This is a genomic window from Vibrio pelagius (assembly GCF_024347575.1).
Taxonomy (GTDB): domain Bacteria; phylum Pseudomonadota; class Gammaproteobacteria; order Enterobacterales; family Vibrionaceae; genus Vibrio; species Vibrio pelagius.
This window is the reverse complement of sequence record NZ_AP025503.1, coordinates 355250-372417: the sequence shown is the minus strand read 5'-3', so window position 1 is coordinate 372417 and position 17168 is coordinate 355250. Positions and strand designations below refer to the sequence as shown.

Annotated in this window: 15 protein-coding genes; 1 reads left to right on the top strand and 14 read right to left on the bottom strand. The window is 44.8% G+C overall.

Translation table 11 applies throughout. The annotated features are described in order from the left end of the window. Positions 1-49 precede the first annotated feature (49 nt). The 11 genes from vsple_RS01710 to vsple_RS01660 form a co-directional block, all read right to left on the bottom strand. Entirely contained in the window at positions 50-502 is a 453-nt protein-coding gene (locus vsple_RS01710; RefSeq protein WP_261882503.1) for an MSHA biogenesis protein MshF, read from the bottom strand. Between the two features lie 3 nt (positions 503-505). After that, positions 506-1729 carry a type II secretion system F family protein gene (locus vsple_RS01705; RefSeq protein ID WP_255231559.1) on the bottom strand — a complete coding sequence of 408 codons (1224 nt, stop codon included), beginning with the start codon at positions 1727-1729 and terminating at the stop codon, positions 506-508. A gap of 11 nt (positions 1730-1740) precedes the next feature. Beyond that, entirely contained in the window at positions 1741-3465 is a 1725-nt protein-coding gene (locus vsple_RS01700) for an MSHA fimbrial ATPase MshE (protein WP_255231560.1), read from the bottom strand. Beyond that, positions 3455-4639, bottom strand: coding sequence for a tetratricopeptide repeat protein (locus vsple_RS01695; RefSeq protein WP_261882502.1), 1185 nt, complete (start codon positions 4637-4639; stop codon positions 3455-3457). The genes vsple_RS01700 and vsple_RS01695 overlap by 11 nt, the downstream gene beginning before the upstream one ends. After that, positions 4636-5481, bottom strand: a complete 846-nt coding sequence (locus vsple_RS01690; RefSeq protein ID WP_261882501.1) for an ExeA family protein — start codon at positions 5479-5481, stop codon at positions 4636-4638. Before vsple_RS01690 ends, vsple_RS01695 begins: the two co-directional genes overlap by 4 nt. Positions 5482-5524: 43 nt before the next feature. Continuing rightward, complete coding sequence (gene mshL / locus vsple_RS01685; protein WP_261882500.1) at positions 5525-7177, bottom strand: pilus (MSHA type) biogenesis protein MshL; 1653 nt, start codon at positions 7175-7177, stop codon at positions 5525-5527. Between the two features lie 15 nt (positions 7178-7192). Then, positions 7193-7528 (bottom strand): MSHA biogenesis protein MshK, encoded by a 336-nt coding sequence (locus tag vsple_RS01680; protein WP_261882499.1) that lies wholly within the window; start codon positions 7526-7528, stop codon positions 7193-7195. Continuing rightward, complete coding sequence (gene pilO, locus vsple_RS01675) at positions 7521-8168, bottom strand: type 4a pilus biogenesis protein PilO (protein ID WP_261882498.1); 648 nt, start codon at positions 8166-8168, stop codon at positions 7521-7523. Before pilO ends, vsple_RS01680 begins: the two co-directional genes overlap by 8 nt. Positions 8169-8170: 2 nt before the next feature. After that, complete coding sequence (locus vsple_RS01670; protein WP_261882497.1) at positions 8171-9604, bottom strand: MSHA biogenesis protein MshI; 1434 nt, start codon at positions 9602-9604, stop codon at positions 8171-8173. Between the two features lie 2 nt (positions 9605-9606). Then, positions 9607-11622 (bottom strand): RNase E specificity factor CsrD, encoded by a 2016-nt coding sequence (gene csrD / locus vsple_RS01665; protein WP_261882496.1) that lies wholly within the window; start codon positions 11620-11622, stop codon positions 9607-9609. A gap of 162 nt (positions 11623-11784) precedes the next feature. Beyond that, positions 11785-12333, bottom strand: coding sequence for a single-stranded DNA-binding protein (locus vsple_RS01660; protein WP_032552989.1), 549 nt, complete (start codon positions 12331-12333; stop codon positions 11785-11787). 277 nt (positions 12334-12610) lie between these two features. Between vsple_RS01660 and vsple_RS01655 the strand changes: the two genes are divergently transcribed. Continuing rightward, a complete protein-coding gene (locus vsple_RS01655; RefSeq protein WP_261882495.1) occupies positions 12611-13240 on the top strand; it encodes a LuxR C-terminal-related transcriptional regulator in 630 nt (209 codons plus the stop codon). A gap of 198 nt (positions 13241-13438) precedes the next feature. On the opposite strand, the gene vsple_RS01650 is transcribed toward vsple_RS01655, so the two are convergent. From vsple_RS01650 to vsple_RS01640, 3 genes are read right to left on the bottom strand one after another with little or no spacing between them, the layout of a single operon-like run. Then, positions 13439-13825, bottom strand: a complete 387-nt coding sequence (locus vsple_RS01650; RefSeq protein ID WP_261882494.1) for a DUF6262 family protein — start codon at positions 13823-13825, stop codon at positions 13439-13441. Further along, positions 13815-16088, bottom strand: a complete 2274-nt coding sequence (locus vsple_RS01645; protein ID WP_261882493.1) for a tyrosine-type recombinase/integrase — start codon at positions 16086-16088, stop codon at positions 13815-13817. Before vsple_RS01645 ends, vsple_RS01650 begins: the two co-directional genes overlap by 11 nt. Beyond that, positions 16085-17167 carry a site-specific integrase gene (locus vsple_RS01640; protein WP_261882492.1) on the bottom strand — a complete coding sequence of 361 codons (1083 nt, stop codon included), beginning with the start codon at positions 17165-17167 and terminating at the stop codon, positions 16085-16087. The genes vsple_RS01645 and vsple_RS01640 overlap by 4 nt, the downstream gene beginning before the upstream one ends. Between the last annotated feature and the right edge of the window lies 1 nt (position 17168).

The window sequence follows — 17168 nt, the reverse complement described above, 5'->3', positions numbered from 1 at the left end:
TTATACATATGCACGCCTATAAAACCATAGAAAACCGTCAACATTTTCACTAAGCCAAAATATTGGCCATCACACGAAAACGTTCACCTTTGAGTAAAATCTCTATTTGGTATTTTTCTGTATATTTGTAGCGACAATGGTACTCAAATTGATCGCTCAAATTCTCAATTTTAGGGCTTTTCAAACCTAAAACTCGTCTATCAGGATATAACTGCTCTAACCAATAATCACAGCTTACATCGCTCTGATCAATAGGTAGTAGCCAACCCGTTCTGCTATATCGGAGTGGCTCTCCTAAGCTGTTACGCTCCTGATGGCCATTCAGAAGATACTGTTGCTTATAGAGATTGGCACGGTCTAAAATACGCTTACTCACAACGACCAAAACCGTGTGCGTCGCCTCCGTTTCTACCGAACGCCAAGCCGATAACAATCCCGTGATAATAGACAGAATAACCACACTCCATATGACAAAACGTGAGCGTCGTAGGTTATTTATCATGCACTACCCTTTAATTGCATCGAGCATGCCCCACATCGGCAAGAAAATACCCAAAGCCAGTATCAACACCATGCCAGCGACGATTACCAACAAAATCGGTTCGATACGCGCTGTCAGGGTTTTCAAATCGTAATCCACTTCTCGGTCATAAAAGTCCGACACTTCGAGAAGCAGTTCATCAATACGACCTGTCTCTTCACCCACCGAGATCATTTGTATCACCAGTGGTGTGAAAATCTCGCTATTAATCGCGGTTGAAGAGACCGTACTGCCCGCTTCAATCGCTGATTTCATCTCTTGGACACGCAACTCTAGGAATCGGTTATCCAGAGCTTCTGCTGATAGCGCCAAAGATTGATTCAATGGCACGCCCGCTTTAAGCATCAAAGCAAAAGTTCGTGAAAAGCGCGACAATAGAGCTCGGTTAACAACCCCACCAATCACTGGCATCTTGAGGCGGAATCTATCCCACGTCTCCAAACCTTTATCGGTTTTCACCCAAGCCTTGAACGCGAAAATCAAACCAACAATCACGCCAACCATCAACATCCAGTAGTTGACGAAAAAGTCCGACATACCAATCAAGATTCGCGTGGGCAGCGGCAGGTCAACACCAAAGCGCGCAAACATGGTGGTGAACTGAGGGATCACTTTGATATTCAACACAAACATCGCGACCAAGATAAAGCTGATCACGAACGTTGGGTAACGCATTGCTGTTTTTATGCGTTTGCGAGTCTCGACCTCTTGCTCATAGTAACCAGCGAGTTGAAGCAGAGCCTGATCCAGTCGACCCGTGTTCTCGCCGACTCCGATCATAGAGACGAACAACGGACTAAACACTTTAGGGTGCATCTGCATCGATGCTGAAAGACCACGACCATTGGTGAGCTCATTACTCACTTCCTCAAGTGCAGCTTTGAGTTGCTTGTTCTCACAGTTCTGCGTGAGGCCCTTCATAGAGCGTAGCAAAGGAACACCAGCTTTAGTCAAACTGTATAACTGACGACAGAAAAGCACCAAAACTTCGAGCGGAACGTTAGGTGAGAATAGGCTAGAGACGTCCATCTCCAGCACAGATTCGCCACTTTTGCCCGGTTTAATCGAAGTTGGGATGATCCCCTTCCCCATCAAACTCTCAGCAGCGAGCTCTTCGCTATTCGCCTCTAATTGTCCGGAAACCTGACGACCGTCGGAGCCGCGACCAACATAACGATAAGTAGGCATACTCTACACCTCTACAACAAGATTGGTTCTGCCGAGCCTGAAGCGTCACCTTCACCAAGGTGCATAATTTCATCTAGGCTGACTACCCCTTGCAACGCCAGTTCCATCGCCGATGCGAGCAGTGGTTTATAATTTTCAGAGCGTCTTGCTGTTTGAGCAAAACCGACCGCATCATTAGCGCGAAGGGCATCCATCATATTTTGCTCAAGCTCCAACATTTCAAAAACACCAATTCGGCCACGATAACCGGTGAGGTTACAGTTCTGACAACCGCGACCTTTTACGAATGACGCAGAAACCTGATTGGGGAATCGCTCACTGAGCCACTGTTTACGTGCATCATCTAGCTCATCTTCTACCTTGCAGTCGCTGCACACCTTACGAACCAATCGCTGAGCCACTACCGCACGCACGGCACTAGCCACCAAGTAACCTGGAGCCCCCATATCCATCATACGCAGAGCGCTATCAACAGCATCGTTCGTGTGAAGGGTGCTTAATACCAAGTGACCGGTTAATGCAGCTCGCAGACCAATCTCGACCGTTTCATGGTCACGCATCTCACCGATTAAGATGATGTCCGGGTCTTGACGCAGGAAGGTTCTCAGAATGGTTGAGAAATCGAGGTCAATTTTCGGGTTAACCTGTACTTGGTTGATACGTGGTAGACGATATTCCACCGGATCTTCAGCGGTGATGATCTTCTTACCTGGCTCATTGAGCTCACTCAGCGCACCGTAAAGCGTGGTGGTTTTACCTGAACCTGTTGGACCCGTTACCAAGATCATACCGTGTGGTCGACGCAGCTGTTTGCGCAGACGAATCAAGAGATCGGCTGGAATACCTGAAGACTCTAACTTACGTAGGCCCGCCGATTGGTTAAGTAGACGCATCACCACCGACTCGCCGTGCTGCACTGGCATGGTCGACATACGAATGTCCACCGATTGCCCTTTGGCGCGAATGTTAAAGCGACCATCTTGTGGTAGACGTTTCTCAGAAATGTCCAAGTTTGCCATCAATTTTAAACGTAAAACCAGTGCAGACGCGATATTCACTTCGTTAAGCAGTGTCTCGTGCAGCACACCATCAATACGCTGACGTAAGCGCAATACATTGGCATCTGGCTCAATGTGAATATCGGAAGCGCCAACTTGAATCGCATCTTCAAACAGTGAGTTGATAAGCTTAACAACGGTAACTTCGTCGCTATCTTCTTCTGCGATATCAAAATCAAAAGCTCCATTCACTTGATGCTCAGCATGCAGCTGCTCAGCAAATGAGGCGATCTCTTTGGTACGACGATAATAACGGTCAAAGCCATCAACCAACTGGCGTTCAGGGGCAACCACGAACTCAAGCGCGTAATCACCTAATTGACCAAGCAGAGCTTCTTGAGCAAACAGATCCGCAGGATCACTCATCGCAACGCGTAATGTGTCACCTTGTCTGCCGATAACCAACGCACGAAGACGTCGCGCATGCACTTCAGGAAGCAGTTGTACCGCTTCAACATCAACCGCAGCACGGCTTAAATCAATAAGAGGAATATCAAGCTGTTGCGACAAGAAGCTCAGCATCTGTTGCTCAGACAAGAATCCGAGCTCAATGAGCGTATCACCTAGCTTTCTGCCTGAGCTCTTTTGAGCGGCAAGTGCTTGGTCAACTTGCGCCTCAGTAATAATACCCTCTTCAACTAATAGGTCACCGAGTCTTTTTCTTAATCTAATCTGCATTCTTGGTGCCCTCTAGGTCTGAGATAACTTTTAGCCTATCGCGAATAAAACTTTGAGATTGTGATGAGATACCGACACGAACCAACGCATTTTGGTAAGACTGCTTTGCATCTTCAAACATCAATTGACGCTCTTGCTGAATAGCTAAACCTAACCACCAGCGTGCGTTGTCTTGCTCTATCTCCGTCAATTTTTGATAACTCTCTAGCGCGATCGTTTCTCGCTGAGCTTTTTGGCTTAGCGCAGCGCGCATCGCAAGGTACTCTTTGGATACGTTACTTGGTAAATACAACAGCGGGCTAAGTGCCGCCTCTGCTTGATCTGCTTTGACTAACAGTTTTGATAGTCCTAATCGCAAGGCTTCACTGTCGTTGTTCAAGCGTATACCCGCTTGCAAAAGCTCGTAGGCTCTGCGTGTTTCACCCTTACCAAAATAGAGTATCGCAAGTTTCTGTCTGACTTCTTCATCGCGAGGTGTATAGCGCAGCGCTTCTGTAAACCCTTGCAGTGCACCCTCTAGATTATTGGCATCAAGTGCCTTCTTACCTCGGCCAACGGCATTTGCAGCCAATTGCTCCGGAGTCAGATCAACTTGCTCAACAACGATCCCGCTTGCGTTCTCTTGTGCAGTGGCTGCACTCTCGGCTGTTAACGGTTTCGCTTGAGCTAGTGATTTTTTCGGCTGAGCATTCGTTGTTTGCGTGCTTGCCAATAACACTGGTTTTGATGTTGTCACCGTCGGTGTATCGGTAGTTTTTTTGACACTGACGTTCGCTCGACTCGCTTTTACCGGCTCTAATGCCGCGTCAACCGAAGTATTTGTTGCCGTCGTAGGTTTACCATTTGCAGCCGTTTTAGCTAACGCTTTTTCAGGCGCAGGTTGTGATTCTGCAGACACGACTTTTTTCGTCGGTGACTCTGCTAATACAGGAGATGAAACAACGTTAGTTGCAGTGACCTCATCATTCACTGCGCGGCTTCGCTCAACCGTACCGGACTCCACACTTGGCCCTTGAGACACAGCCCATCCGCCCATAGCCAGGCTCAATGAGAAGCCAGCCGTTACCCACAGCAATGGAGAGCGTGTTTTTATCTTTGGTACTTCAGCAGCTTCAATCGCTACTCTGGATTCTTTCTTAGCCAATTCTGATAAGGCGTTATTTATGGTACTCATGATTCACTCCAACCCCACAAAATTGGCTTCTTAAACTTAGGTTTTAATACATCGTAGGTTTCATGCATCGCTGAAAACAGGTGCTGATTTTCGACGGCCTGCTTATGCTCGCTAAAAGCCATTAACAGTGCTTTATGACACAGTTGATTAATTAGCCTAGGAACACCTCTACTTGAACGCCAAATCGCTCTCTTATGGTTCAAACTAAATAGGGTTGATGCACCACCAGATTTGCTGATTCGGTTGTCGATATAGGCAACAGTCTCATCAAGATTCAGTGTTCGCAAACAAGAACTAAAAGAGATGCGTTGACGCAATTGTCTTAGATGATGTGCATTTAGGCGAGTCTCTAATTCCGGCTGGCCTAACAGTACGATCTGCAGCAGTTTGGTCGATTCCGTCTCTAAATTACCAAACAGACGCAAGGTTTCTAGCGCTTCATCCGACAAAGCCTGAGCTTCGTCCAAAATCGCCACGACTCTTTTTCCGGAGCGATTTAGTTCGATCAGCTTGTGTTGGATCTCATCCACCAGCATGGCTTGGTTTTGAACGTCGAGCCCCAACTCTTTAGCGACAGCGTATCGCAAGTCATCTCCTGACAATACGGGATTAGGCAAATAAATTAATGCCGTGTTGTCACCCAAATGATTTATCAACATACGGCAAACCATTGTTTTACCTGTCCCAACTTCACCGGTGATCTTAATGAGACCTTCACCCATATCGAGTGCCGCAAGCACCGTCTGAATCGCTTCAAAATGCGGTGCTAAGCCATAAAAAAGATCCGTATTTGGCGTCAAAGAGAATGGCGGTTGTTCAAAACCAAAGTGAGCTTGATACATCACTACTCACCTCTGTGACGCCGCCATTACGTAAAACTGCGGATTACTCTTCATCAGGGAACCATTGCTGCAGCAGTTCACGTGAACGCTCAAGCTCACTCTGCCAAGTATTCACACCAACAACTGTCGGTTTTAGTAAGATCACTAGCTCAGTTTTTTGCGTCAACTGACTGGTGTTTCGGAACAAATGACCAAGTACAGGGATGTCACCCAAAAATGGCACCTTAGAAGTCATATCACTGGAGTTAGATTTCATCAATCCGCCGATCACAACAACATCACCGTTTCGTGCACGAATCACCGAATCTGACTCACGGATTGAGCTTCTTGCTAACGGCAATTCGACGATGCCTGTTGTTGAACCGAGGTTTAGAGACTTGGTCTCCTCGCTCACATCAATAACTGCAGGATGGACATGAAGGAACACGTTGCCTGTGTCGTCAATCTGAGGCGTAACATCGAGAGAAATACCAGAGAAAAATGGGGTTAGTTCAACTTCTGGTGCAACATTAGCGTTGTCGCCACTGCCTACAGAGCTCGATAAGTCCGTCACGTAGTATTGATCGGTACCGACTTTGATCACCGCTTTTTGATTGTTTGATGCCGTTACTCGTGGACTAGATAGTACATTCAGATCGCCTTGAGTACCCATAAAGCTCAATACCGCTTCAAAGCTACCGCCAGAGACAACAATATTCGATTGACCACCGAGCAGCGCACCAACCGGATCAAGTCCAGGTAGCGTCCCAGGAGTGATGACACCCGCTGTATCTTTAACAATGTTACCCGTGCCTATTGTGTAGTTAGTACCATTGGATGAGAACATCTTGGTCCAGTTAATACCTTGCTGGTAGCCATCGCTTAGAGTGACCTCCAAGATCTTAGCTTCCAAGATAACTTGACGCTGTAAGCGCTCTTGAGAAACACCTAAAAACTGACGAACCTCACGAATCTCATCAGGGTACGCGCGCACAGTAATCACACTGGCTTGAGGTGTCACAACAACGCTTTGTCCATTGCCACTACCAATTAAATGCTTCACCGCCGCTTCCAACTGAGGCCAGAAGTCACTCTCAGACGTGGTTTCAATCTCAGTGCCCCCTGTCGAAGACGAAGAGTTTGAAGATGTAGAAGCGTTGTTTGAGTTAGAGCTTGAGCTAGATGAATTCGAGTCTGAGTTCGTGATCGTCCCTGTTGTAATCGTCGTCAATGAACGACCTGCTCGCTTGAGCTGCAAGTAGTCAACAGGGATAGTCACGGTGCGCAAGCCAGCAGGGAAGATTTGGATAACCTTACCGCGCTTCTCGATATCGTAGCCGTAAAGATCTTGTACGACAGACAGCACTTCATCCAGAGTAACGTCGGTCAAATTAACGGTAATGTTGCCCGTAACACTTGGGTGAATTGCGGCACTAAACTCCGTCCCTTTGACTAAGCTTGCAAAAAAAGCTCGAGCATCAACGCGATTGGCTTGAATACGAAAACGCTTAACCGTCTCCATATTTGGCGACATTGGATCATCGTCAAATTGCGGCATAAGATCGTCTTGAACCGATGAAGGAAGCTCACTCAGTGCGCGGCTATTGGCTTCATTAATGGATTCATTTAAAGACGCTTTGATCTCTACTGGGTCACGGTGGCCCATAGAACAACCGACTAAAGATGAAACTAGAATTGCTACTACAAGTTGACGCATGTCTTCACTCAAACCTTAATTATTCTTAATATCCAAAGAGAACAGCTCTAACTTCCACTGCTGAGTACTTCTCTGAAGAGTGACATATTCTGAATCTATTTTTTTTACTTTATACCCACGAACCATCTCGCCTTGCGAGACAACCTGACCATTCAAAATGGCATAGCACGGGCTTTCCCCTTTGCACACTATGCTCTGTAATGAAGGTAGCCGATAACGAGTTGGGGCCTTTTTAACGGGTGCTGCTTTCTGTTCTTTGGGAACCAACCACCCTAGTGGTGCGGTTGGATCTTGCGCGGCGAAAACCGATGAGCTGCAAAACAGCAGAGACACGAAAAGAACTCTAACCACCGATAAACTCCTGTCTTGTCCCTAATGTGTAAACCTCAAATACCAAACGAGCTTGCGGGTACTCTTCTACCTTATATTGGAAGGTTCGCCAGTAATAACGAACAGAAAGAGACTCTAATGCCTGTAGATAAGCCGAGATATCAAAGTACGAGCCTGTCAGTTCCATACGAACGGGATGCACGTAGTAACCCGAGTACTCACTGGTACCTTTTTCATTTGAAATTGGCTCCGGTTTTAGTGACTCCAACGACGCAAGTTTCAACCCTTTACCAGAACTCAAAACACTCTCTAACAGCTCTGTCATCTGCGATGGTGAAATCAAGCCATCGACCATTTGAGCCAGATCCATTGAAAGCGCTTGGCTCTGAGCCATCAGTGATTTGAACTCAATATCAATCTCTTTGTCTGGATTTTTATTGAGCTTAGCTTGCAGCACCAAAAGTTCACCTTCAAGCCTTTGATTTGACTGAGTCAAATTCATACTCTTTGCTCGCTTGGCTTGTAAATCATTGTATGCAGGCTCAACCAATACACTGAATAGGAGCATAAATAGACCGACGAAACCACACAGTAAAACCAGCCATTTTTCTCTTGAGCTTAGCGCTAGAAATTTATCGCTATACTGCCCCCACCTTTGCATTATTAATTCTCCCTACGGGTGCTTAATTCAAACGTCACAACATCTTGGTCATTGCGACCAATCTTCAGTTTTTCAAACGCGCGCCCCACGAGATTAAGCTCATTTTTGAACTGCCCAACCCAATTAGGAATCACCTCGGCACTGCGAGCGAAACCTGAAAGATCAAGCGAGTCATGAGTCATATAAATGCGAGAAAGCGAGATGTCATTACGCCCCAATTTAGCCAGGGCGTTCATGACGCCAGAATACCCCATTTGCTGGCTCTCGTCGTATTGACCTACCGCCAGTAATGCGTCTTTTTTTGCTTGAATCTCACGTTTGAGACGCTCAACGGCCGCCACTTTCTCTGGAGAGGGCTTATGTTGCACTAATTCAGCATTAAGCTGCTTCACCTGACTGTTTAATTGATTGGACTTTTGCTGAAGAACAACCAGTTCATCTGCAACATTAACTGTTTGATAGTGTATAAAACCATAAGCTGAGAGCATAACAGCAGAAACTAAAGCCCAAGATGCTGCAACATTGGTTAGAGTAAAATACTCTTTTTTCGGCTTTAAATGCTCTGGATAGAGATTAACTCTGAATTCAGAGTGTGCTTGTGCGAGCTCTACAAGCAGCGATTCGGAACTTTCACGCCGATTCTCACTGATCAGAGACACACTAGAACTTAAGGTATTAGATAGCGCCTCTTTTAGCTCTACTTCATCCTCTTCATCGCAGCATATTTTTAGCTGTCGCAGTTGCACACCTTTGATCTGTGAAGAGAGGTAATCAATTGAACGTTGCAGCTCAAGCGCCAGACCGTCCATTTGAAGAGCACTCGAGGCAACTCCAGTTAACGGTGGCACAACACTACGAATAGAGCGCTGGAAACACACGGTATGATCGACAAAAGCACCCAGCTTAAAGTGCGCGTTTTTGCTGCGTTGCAATAAAATGAAGTTCGATAGCTCACCCGCGCTGTAACCCCACAGTTCATCTTCAGGTGCCACACCATTGAGTGTCACTTGAGCTTGTCCTGCTACATTCAGTAGTTTATTAAGGAGTTTTTTTGCAAGAACATATACTTGAAGTTTGTTCGACGTAGGCAAAGTAACCGCACTGGCGGTGATTTCAGTAACACGCTCTGACACAAGATCTTTGAGCAAGAAAGGCAATGCGACCGGCCATTCACTTTCAGGAATTTCCGGCTTATCAATTTGATAGGTTTGGTAGTAGTTAGCACTCACGATCAATTGCAGGCTAGCGCTATTGAAAACATCACTTGCAAGTGACTTTTTCAAGGCACTCTCCCAATCACCATTCATGATTGGTGTAGCAATGACGCTATTATCCGCTGCTGAAACATAAACCGCTTCGCTGCTTAATAAAACCACCTGAGCTTGTGGGCCATTTGAGGCAGGCTTTATTTTATTTAAAATCGCTTTTAACTTCATGGTTAACTACTACTCTTACGCCATCGATTTCTTCGGCCAACTTTAACTACCGACTCTGTTTTTAACTTAGGCTTATCCAGTTGAGGAACCGGAATAATTTGCCTCTCTTCATCAAACAATCGTCCTTGATAGCCGTGGATTCCCAACTCAAGCAGAGTATTTTTCTCTGAGTTCGTTTCTACACCAACCGCAATAACCTGCGTTGGAGAATCTCCACAAGCTCCAATCAAACTGCGTACAAACAGTTGATTTTCATGCCTTTGATCGATCTTCTTAACCAAGCTTCTATGCAGCTTAATAAAGTCGATTTTCAAATCCTTAATATAGTGAGTGCTGACAATCGTTCGACCCGCTTGGCCAACCGTCACTTTGCATCCAAGTCCTTTCAGCATTTTTGCGACAGGTCTCATGTAATCCAAGTGGGCGATCACATGACCTTCTGAGAATTCAAAACCTAAATGCGCGCGTTGTTGGGTTGAAAGCTGCAATAACTCACTTCTAAACCACTTAAAGTGCTGCTTATTCGCGAAAGGAGTAACATTTAGATTAATAGAGTAATGCATCAGCTCCGAGGATTCTTTTACTGACTTCAATAAAACCCGTAAAACTGACTGATCCATTTGCGCTTGGTAACCTATCTGCTCTACTGCAGGCATAAACCGAGAAGACTTGAGTAAACCTTTCTCTGGGTCTTGAATCCTTGCGAACATTTCTCTATGTAATTCATAAGGTTGCCCTTTATTGGACATAAGATAACACTGCTGTGCGAAGATTACTAAGTTTTCCGGCTGCAATGCCCTATCCAATAATGTTCGCCAACGAACACTACCGCGATCCAGCTCATTCTTATTTAGCTTAGGGTAACGACTCCAGTTGTTACTTCGCTCTAACTGAGCACTTTTCAGCGCCGTTTCAGCCTCATTCATAATTTGACTATGGCGCTCACCCTCTGCATACATGGTCACACCGATGTGGCACCAATTATCCACATCTAGCGGCTCCGGTGGGGTCAATTTATCAAGTTGTCTCAAACATTGGGCAGCCAATGTCGCAATATATTTACTACCTTGATGAGGAATGAACACCGCAAAGTCGGCATCGTAATATCGAGAGAAGATAACATCAGGATAACGCTGGACGATATTGGACAATACTTCACCCACTTCAACGATAAAGGCGTCAGTGACTTGCTTGTCATTGCTGTCTCGAACTTGTTCCCACTCATCGATACGGACAAGAAGCACACCGCCACGCGCCCCACTCTCATGCAGAGCCGATTCCAGTTTGTTATCGAAAAGTACTCGATTAGCCGTACCGGTGAGTTTATCTAAGAAGGTATGTGTGCGAATAAAGGTATCAAAACGACTGCGCTCTTGCCGGGCGTCTTGCAGCTCTTCAATCAATACATCAAGAGCCTCACTGGCTGTATATGGCCACTCTCGCTCATCCCCCTTAGCATGAGACTCCACTTGCCCAGCAAGAATCATTCGTCCGCGCTCTTCGAGCATTTCAGAGCCCATTAGTTGCTCTTTAAGCCACCGCACACCTCTCGCTAAGCAGAAAATGATCAGAGCCACCGCTAAAGTTATCGACCACATTGCTTCCATTGAATAGTTGTAACCAATATAAGGAGGTAACGCCTTGAATTCGATTTGGTAGCCATTATTTCGCTCCAATACAAAAGTACGCTCATAAAGGCGATCTGAGTCGATTTGCGGAGACGTGTCTTTAAAGCGATAAACAATACCGGTGGAGTTTGAGAGCTTCATCTCGACGATATTGCTGGCCTGCAACATTTTGGGCATCCAACGCTGCATAGAATACGCGGCATCAGGATCTTCCATCTCTTTATCCACAACATCGACAATCCCGACCAAATAGTGATCGAGATACTCTTGCCCAATGCGTTTGAAAGAGAGTGTGCCCCCGATGAATAGAATAAACATTGCACTGATAACAATAACAGTAACGAATGCAACCAAACGGGTGCTCAACTTAAGGGTTGGGGTATATCTCATGAATAACGAAATCCTTTTCAACTCACATTATACCGTACTGCTTCGTTATACTATAATTCGAGGTTGTAAATAAAGCGTTAAGCCTTTTGGGTAGCAAAAAGCCGCGACAAACGCGGCTTTTCCATTTTAATACTTTGTTTTCTGATTTATGAAAAACAGAGTCTAGAACGGGATGTCGTCATCAAAATCCATTGGAGGCTCATTATATTGAGGTTGAGCCTGTTGTGGAGCTTGCTGTTGAGGTGCTTGCTGCTGAGCAGGTGCACTGTATTGCTGCTGTTGTGGTTGCTGAGGTTGACCCCAACCACCTTGTTGCTGTTGACCACCCATACCGCCTTGAGCTGGTGCGCCGCCTTGAGCACGACCGCCAAGCATTTGCATTACACCGTTAAAGCCTTGAACCACAACTTCTGTTGTGTAGCGATCTTGACCGCTTTGATCTTGCCATTTACGGGTTTGCAGTTGGCCTTCAATGTAAACTTGAGAACCTTTACGTAGGTATTCACCTGCAACTTCTGCTAGTTTGCCGAACAGAGCGACACGGTGCCATTCTGTTTTCTCGCGCTGCTCGCCAGTTGCTTTATCACGCCATGATTCTGACGTTGCAATGGTAATGTTCGCTACTGCACCGCCATTTGGCATGTAACGAATTTCAGGGTCATTACCTAGGTTACCCACTAATATAACTTTGTTAACTCCACGGCTAGCCATGATTTGCTCCGTCTAAATTCATAGTCTTAAAAATTTTAGCGCATAAGAATAACACGCTTTTTAACAGTGATAAATCGCAATCCGATTCTCTATTGAATCGAAAGAATAAAAACGTAACAAATCATGATATTCAGACGAATGTTGTTTTTTTCGCCACTTATAAACCACTCATTTACTTGGTCAATTGATATTCAACGCAAGTCATAATATAGCGACTAGTGATGAAATTCACATCATGACAGTGTGAACGCCTCTAAATTATAGAAGGAGCTTTCATATGAAGGTATCGAGATATACTCGCACCCTACACTTTTTATGCTCAGATACAGAACAGAGTCACCTATACATCAATGAAATAGAAAAGTTGCTGTCTATTCCAATGTATAGAATGCCTCCGGGAGAGTTGATGTGTGTTAATAAAAAGCAGAGCAACCGAACCCTCTTGGTCGACTACAAGCAACTGCCTGAGCTGTTTGAGGCTTTCCCCAACCTTGCCGTTTTGTGGAAGAACTTTGAAATCATTCTGTTCAATGTTGAAAAGCCGTTGCAAACTCAAGAGATCATCCGCTTCGGCCACTTAAAAGGGTTATTCTACTGCAGCGATACAAAACCAAAGATAGCCAAAGGCATCACTAGGATCATTGATGGTGAGAATTGGCTACCTCGAAAAATCACCAGTCAGTTGCTGTTCTACTATCGCAATATCGTCAACATCAGCACTTGTCCCATTACGGTCGACTTAACTATCCGTGAATTACAAGTGATACGCTGTCTTCAAACTGGCGCTTCGAATACCCAAATCGCAGAAGATCTCTTCATCAGTGAGTTCACAGTCAAATCCCATCTTTATCAAATCTTTCCTGACTTCTCCCCGCCCTGTTGGGCAAGGGTTCTTATATTGCTATGAGAACGTTTCTAGCTCATCACGCCTTCACTAGACTGGATTGCTCCAATCCCCGATCCAGTCGCTCCCTAGACTAACCCCGCCAGTCCGACGGTTTTTATATTCATTGCTGCGTTAATATCTCGATCACTATCTATACATGAAGCCGCCTACTAAACAAAAATCCTTTTTTATATAATACCTCTGACTATGTGGATATATCTACATAGTAGCATCATGGAGCTTTCCGTATACCACCTCTAGCTGTTTTTTAAGGTCATTGTTTTCCGACTCTAATTCTCTCACTCTGGACTTAAGAGTGGCTATTAGAGCGTCTTTAGAGGCGTCACCGACCTTAGAAGTTGTGGTTCGAGCAGAAGGTTTCTTGCTCGATGATTGCTCCCTTAGTCGCTTAATTCGCTCAGAGACTTCGGTTTCTTTGTACAGCCACGCTTTGGATACTCCAGCTTCTTCTGCAACCGTGTTGAAATTGATTGGCTTATCGGTCTTTATTAGCCGCTTTATGGCTTCATCCGTTTTCTTAAGAGCCACCTCTTTCTTTTTTCCTGCTGTAGATTTCAGACCAGAAGTATTTCTCTTATGCGTCATTTTGCTTTACCTCTAGCGGTTCAATGATATTTACCAGTGATTGCTTAATTTTTTCATTCATTTCTAGTTGCCGTGTCCACCCCTTACTTGCACACGTAGCAATAATTTCTTCTGTTCGTTGCAACTGATCTTTATGTTGAGGAAGATACCGATGGTCAGTTCTAAAGCTAGGACAGGTCAAGCAAGCATTAGCATGAGGACAGCTTCCTTGCACAACGGGAAGTGAACAAAGTCCGTTTGGCAAGGTTTGGACAGCAATGTTTTTCTTTAGCCACTGAGCATCTAGAGAGTCTGCATCTGAGCCTTCTGACAAGCTATTAGCAACCTCTTCCACACCATAGATATCCCCATTAATATCAACCATCTTACCTTGGAATTTAGCGAACTCCTGTTTTAACGTTTTATCCAATATATGCGCATAGGTGCTAGTCATCGTCGGCGACTCATGCCCTAAGTACCTTTGAACAATATGTTGTGGGACTCCGTTGTTGATCATTCGAGTCGCTGTGGTATGTCTAAATTTATGAAAAGAAAAATGGTAAATGCTACCGTCTTCGCTAACTATGTTGCGCTCGTTAGCCAGTGCGTTAAGGTTTTTAATTAACGTTCCTTTAGACCACGCCTTCCCCGCACGAGGATATGCTCGTTTATTTTGTTGGAATTTAGGCGTAGGGAATAACAATTCTGTCGCGCTGCCAAATTCAGCAATCACTTCACGCTGCTGCTCTTTTATAACTTCAACCAGTTCTGTGCTGATGGGAACAACATGGTCTTTTTTCATTTTGAATTGGTAATACTTGATGAAGTAATCACCCTGAGCATCGGCATAAATACAGTCAAACGGCAGGGCGCAGCACTCGCTTATACGCATCCCCACCTCTTGAAGTGTTAAGAAAAATCGCATCACATGTGGGTGAAGGCCGTCTATGTTGGCGTTTAACTGGCTCATTACATATTCGGGTATGAACTTAGGAATTTTTTTCTCTTCTTTAGGATAGTCGGAGTCACGAATTAGTCTCGTAGAGCCGAATGTAATGACCCCTGTATCTTCACACCATTCAACATACTGCCTGAGCGAACCAAGCCTTCTTTTTAAGCTCGTGTTTTTTAACCCAGCTTTCGACCAAACAAATAGCATTTTTTCTATTAGCGAACGATCAATATCAGTTGGTGTGCATGATTCGTTCAGCTCTTGAAGAGCATTACCAAACATTTTTATGGCATGAATATGACCAACTAAAGTGCCCGTCGATTTTGTTGCATAACTCGCCTTGATGAAGTCCATAGCTGACTTCTTGAGCCACTCAAAAGGAATCTGGCTAAAGTTGAGTTTTGACGCATCAGTACCACCTTTAACCTCAAGTTCGCCATCATTCAAAAACCACACGTCATCAGTATCAATCCTTTTTTGGGATATACAGTCATCAGCTATGTCACGGTGATACCGAAGAATAGTTGTTTCATGTACACCTGACTCATGCATCAGCTTTTTAACGCTTAAATAGCGCCCAGCAGGTATTGGCGTAGTGTTTAATGGGTTGCCTGTTCTTAGGCGCTCTAGTGCTTCTAAAATGGCTGTGCGCTCTTCTAAGCGTTTCTCTTCCTTTTGCCTAGTGATAACATCAAGAATGGCGCTATGTACATCTGGATAGCTCTTGCGAACTACCATATCAAATTGTTCGCGCATCTTTGCCTCACGGCAAACATCTTTAACCGTTACCTTTTTGTTTTTTTCTACTAACCTTTGAAGCGCAGCCATCAACTTGGCATTAGTTTCCTTATTTCCGAAGACTTCATTTTCAGATTGCTGTTTAACAATTTCCTCAAGGACATCAGGTAATGCTTGGTAAATATAGGAATCATCGACATCTGCCTCTCTGCCTACATTCTTAACATTGAGTTTTGCACTTTTGGAAATGACAAGTGGCTCTTTGCCTACGATGCGCCTGATAGCTTCAAAGCACTTTTTTCTAGCGTCGATAGCATGGATTGTGGTGCGCGGTGCTTTCCCACTGCGTTTTCTAGCCTCAACATAACTCATCACATCACCGAACTCTCGATGAAGCACTGTTGAAGATATACCAGCTTCTTTGGCGACATTCTTAAATACCAACTTTGACTCTTTCGCCACTCTTACAGGCTCGCCTGTTAACATGCGCTCAACAGCCTCTATAGCAAGTTTCCTGACACTATCAGAAGGGTTTACCTCTTTCGCATTCAGCCCTGTGCTACCAGTGCCTACAATTGCTAGTTTGTTACTCATTTTTTGTCCTTCTGGAATTTCTGAAATGCTTGCTTGAGGTCTTGGTCATCCAAGTGGGCATAGGTGTTTATGGTTGTTTGTATGTCTTTATGTCCGAGCCGCTTCTGGACATATGACGCATCCCAACCGCTTCTTAATAGTTCGGTGGCATGAGTGTGCCTAAAGATGTGCGGCGAAAAAGGGATACCATGTTTCTCAGCCAAGCGTCGAAATTTGGTGTAGACAGTGCTATAAGTCAGAGGCTTGCCGACATTCTCTCCCCAAATATTCACAAATACATAATCGGACTCAATTTCGTCAAAGTCATACACTACGTAGTCCGTGTACAACTGAATTAGTTGCGTACTAACATCTATCGTCCTTTGCTCGTCACTTTTGGCTCTAGCGTTATTTTCGTTTTTCTTACGAGGAATAACTTGAATAACTTTGTCCCAACTCTGGATGTCCTCATGCTTTAACCCAAGAGCTTCACCGATCCTCATTCCTGTTTCGTAAAGCAAGCTGATTAGAAACTTATCTCTTCTGTTACCACTTACTTTAATCAGGTTTTTCACCTGATCAGTGGTGAGTGTTTTAGGAATTCGCTTAGGTTCTTTTATCTTGAGGATGTTTCTGGAGTTACCTTCTTGATTGCTTATGTGGTGCAAGAAAGATTTGTAGTTTTTGCCGCCAAACTTGTTGGCTTTCTTGGTCTGCAACTCTTTTGTGTTATCCAGCCTTGAGTGATAGTCATAAAAAGAGATCACTGCCGTAACGATGGTGTTGATTGTTTTCTCTGAGCGTAATGACGTGGTTTCAGATAACGTCATTACATTCCCTGTATAACCAACTTTCAGCCAGTTGATAAATTTCGACATTTCGACCAAGCCAACATTGTCCCATTCCAGTTCAGCATCAGCTAAAAAGAGCCACAGTTCCTTTAGGTGATAGGCGTATGATCTTATGGTGTTTGGTGACTTACCAGTAGAGAGTAGGTATTTAAGGTAAAGGTCTATTTCTTTGATAGGGAGGTAATCAGATCCAACTACAATCCAGAAGTCTTCACTCTGGTTATTGATCTTAATCTTTCTTACCTGCATG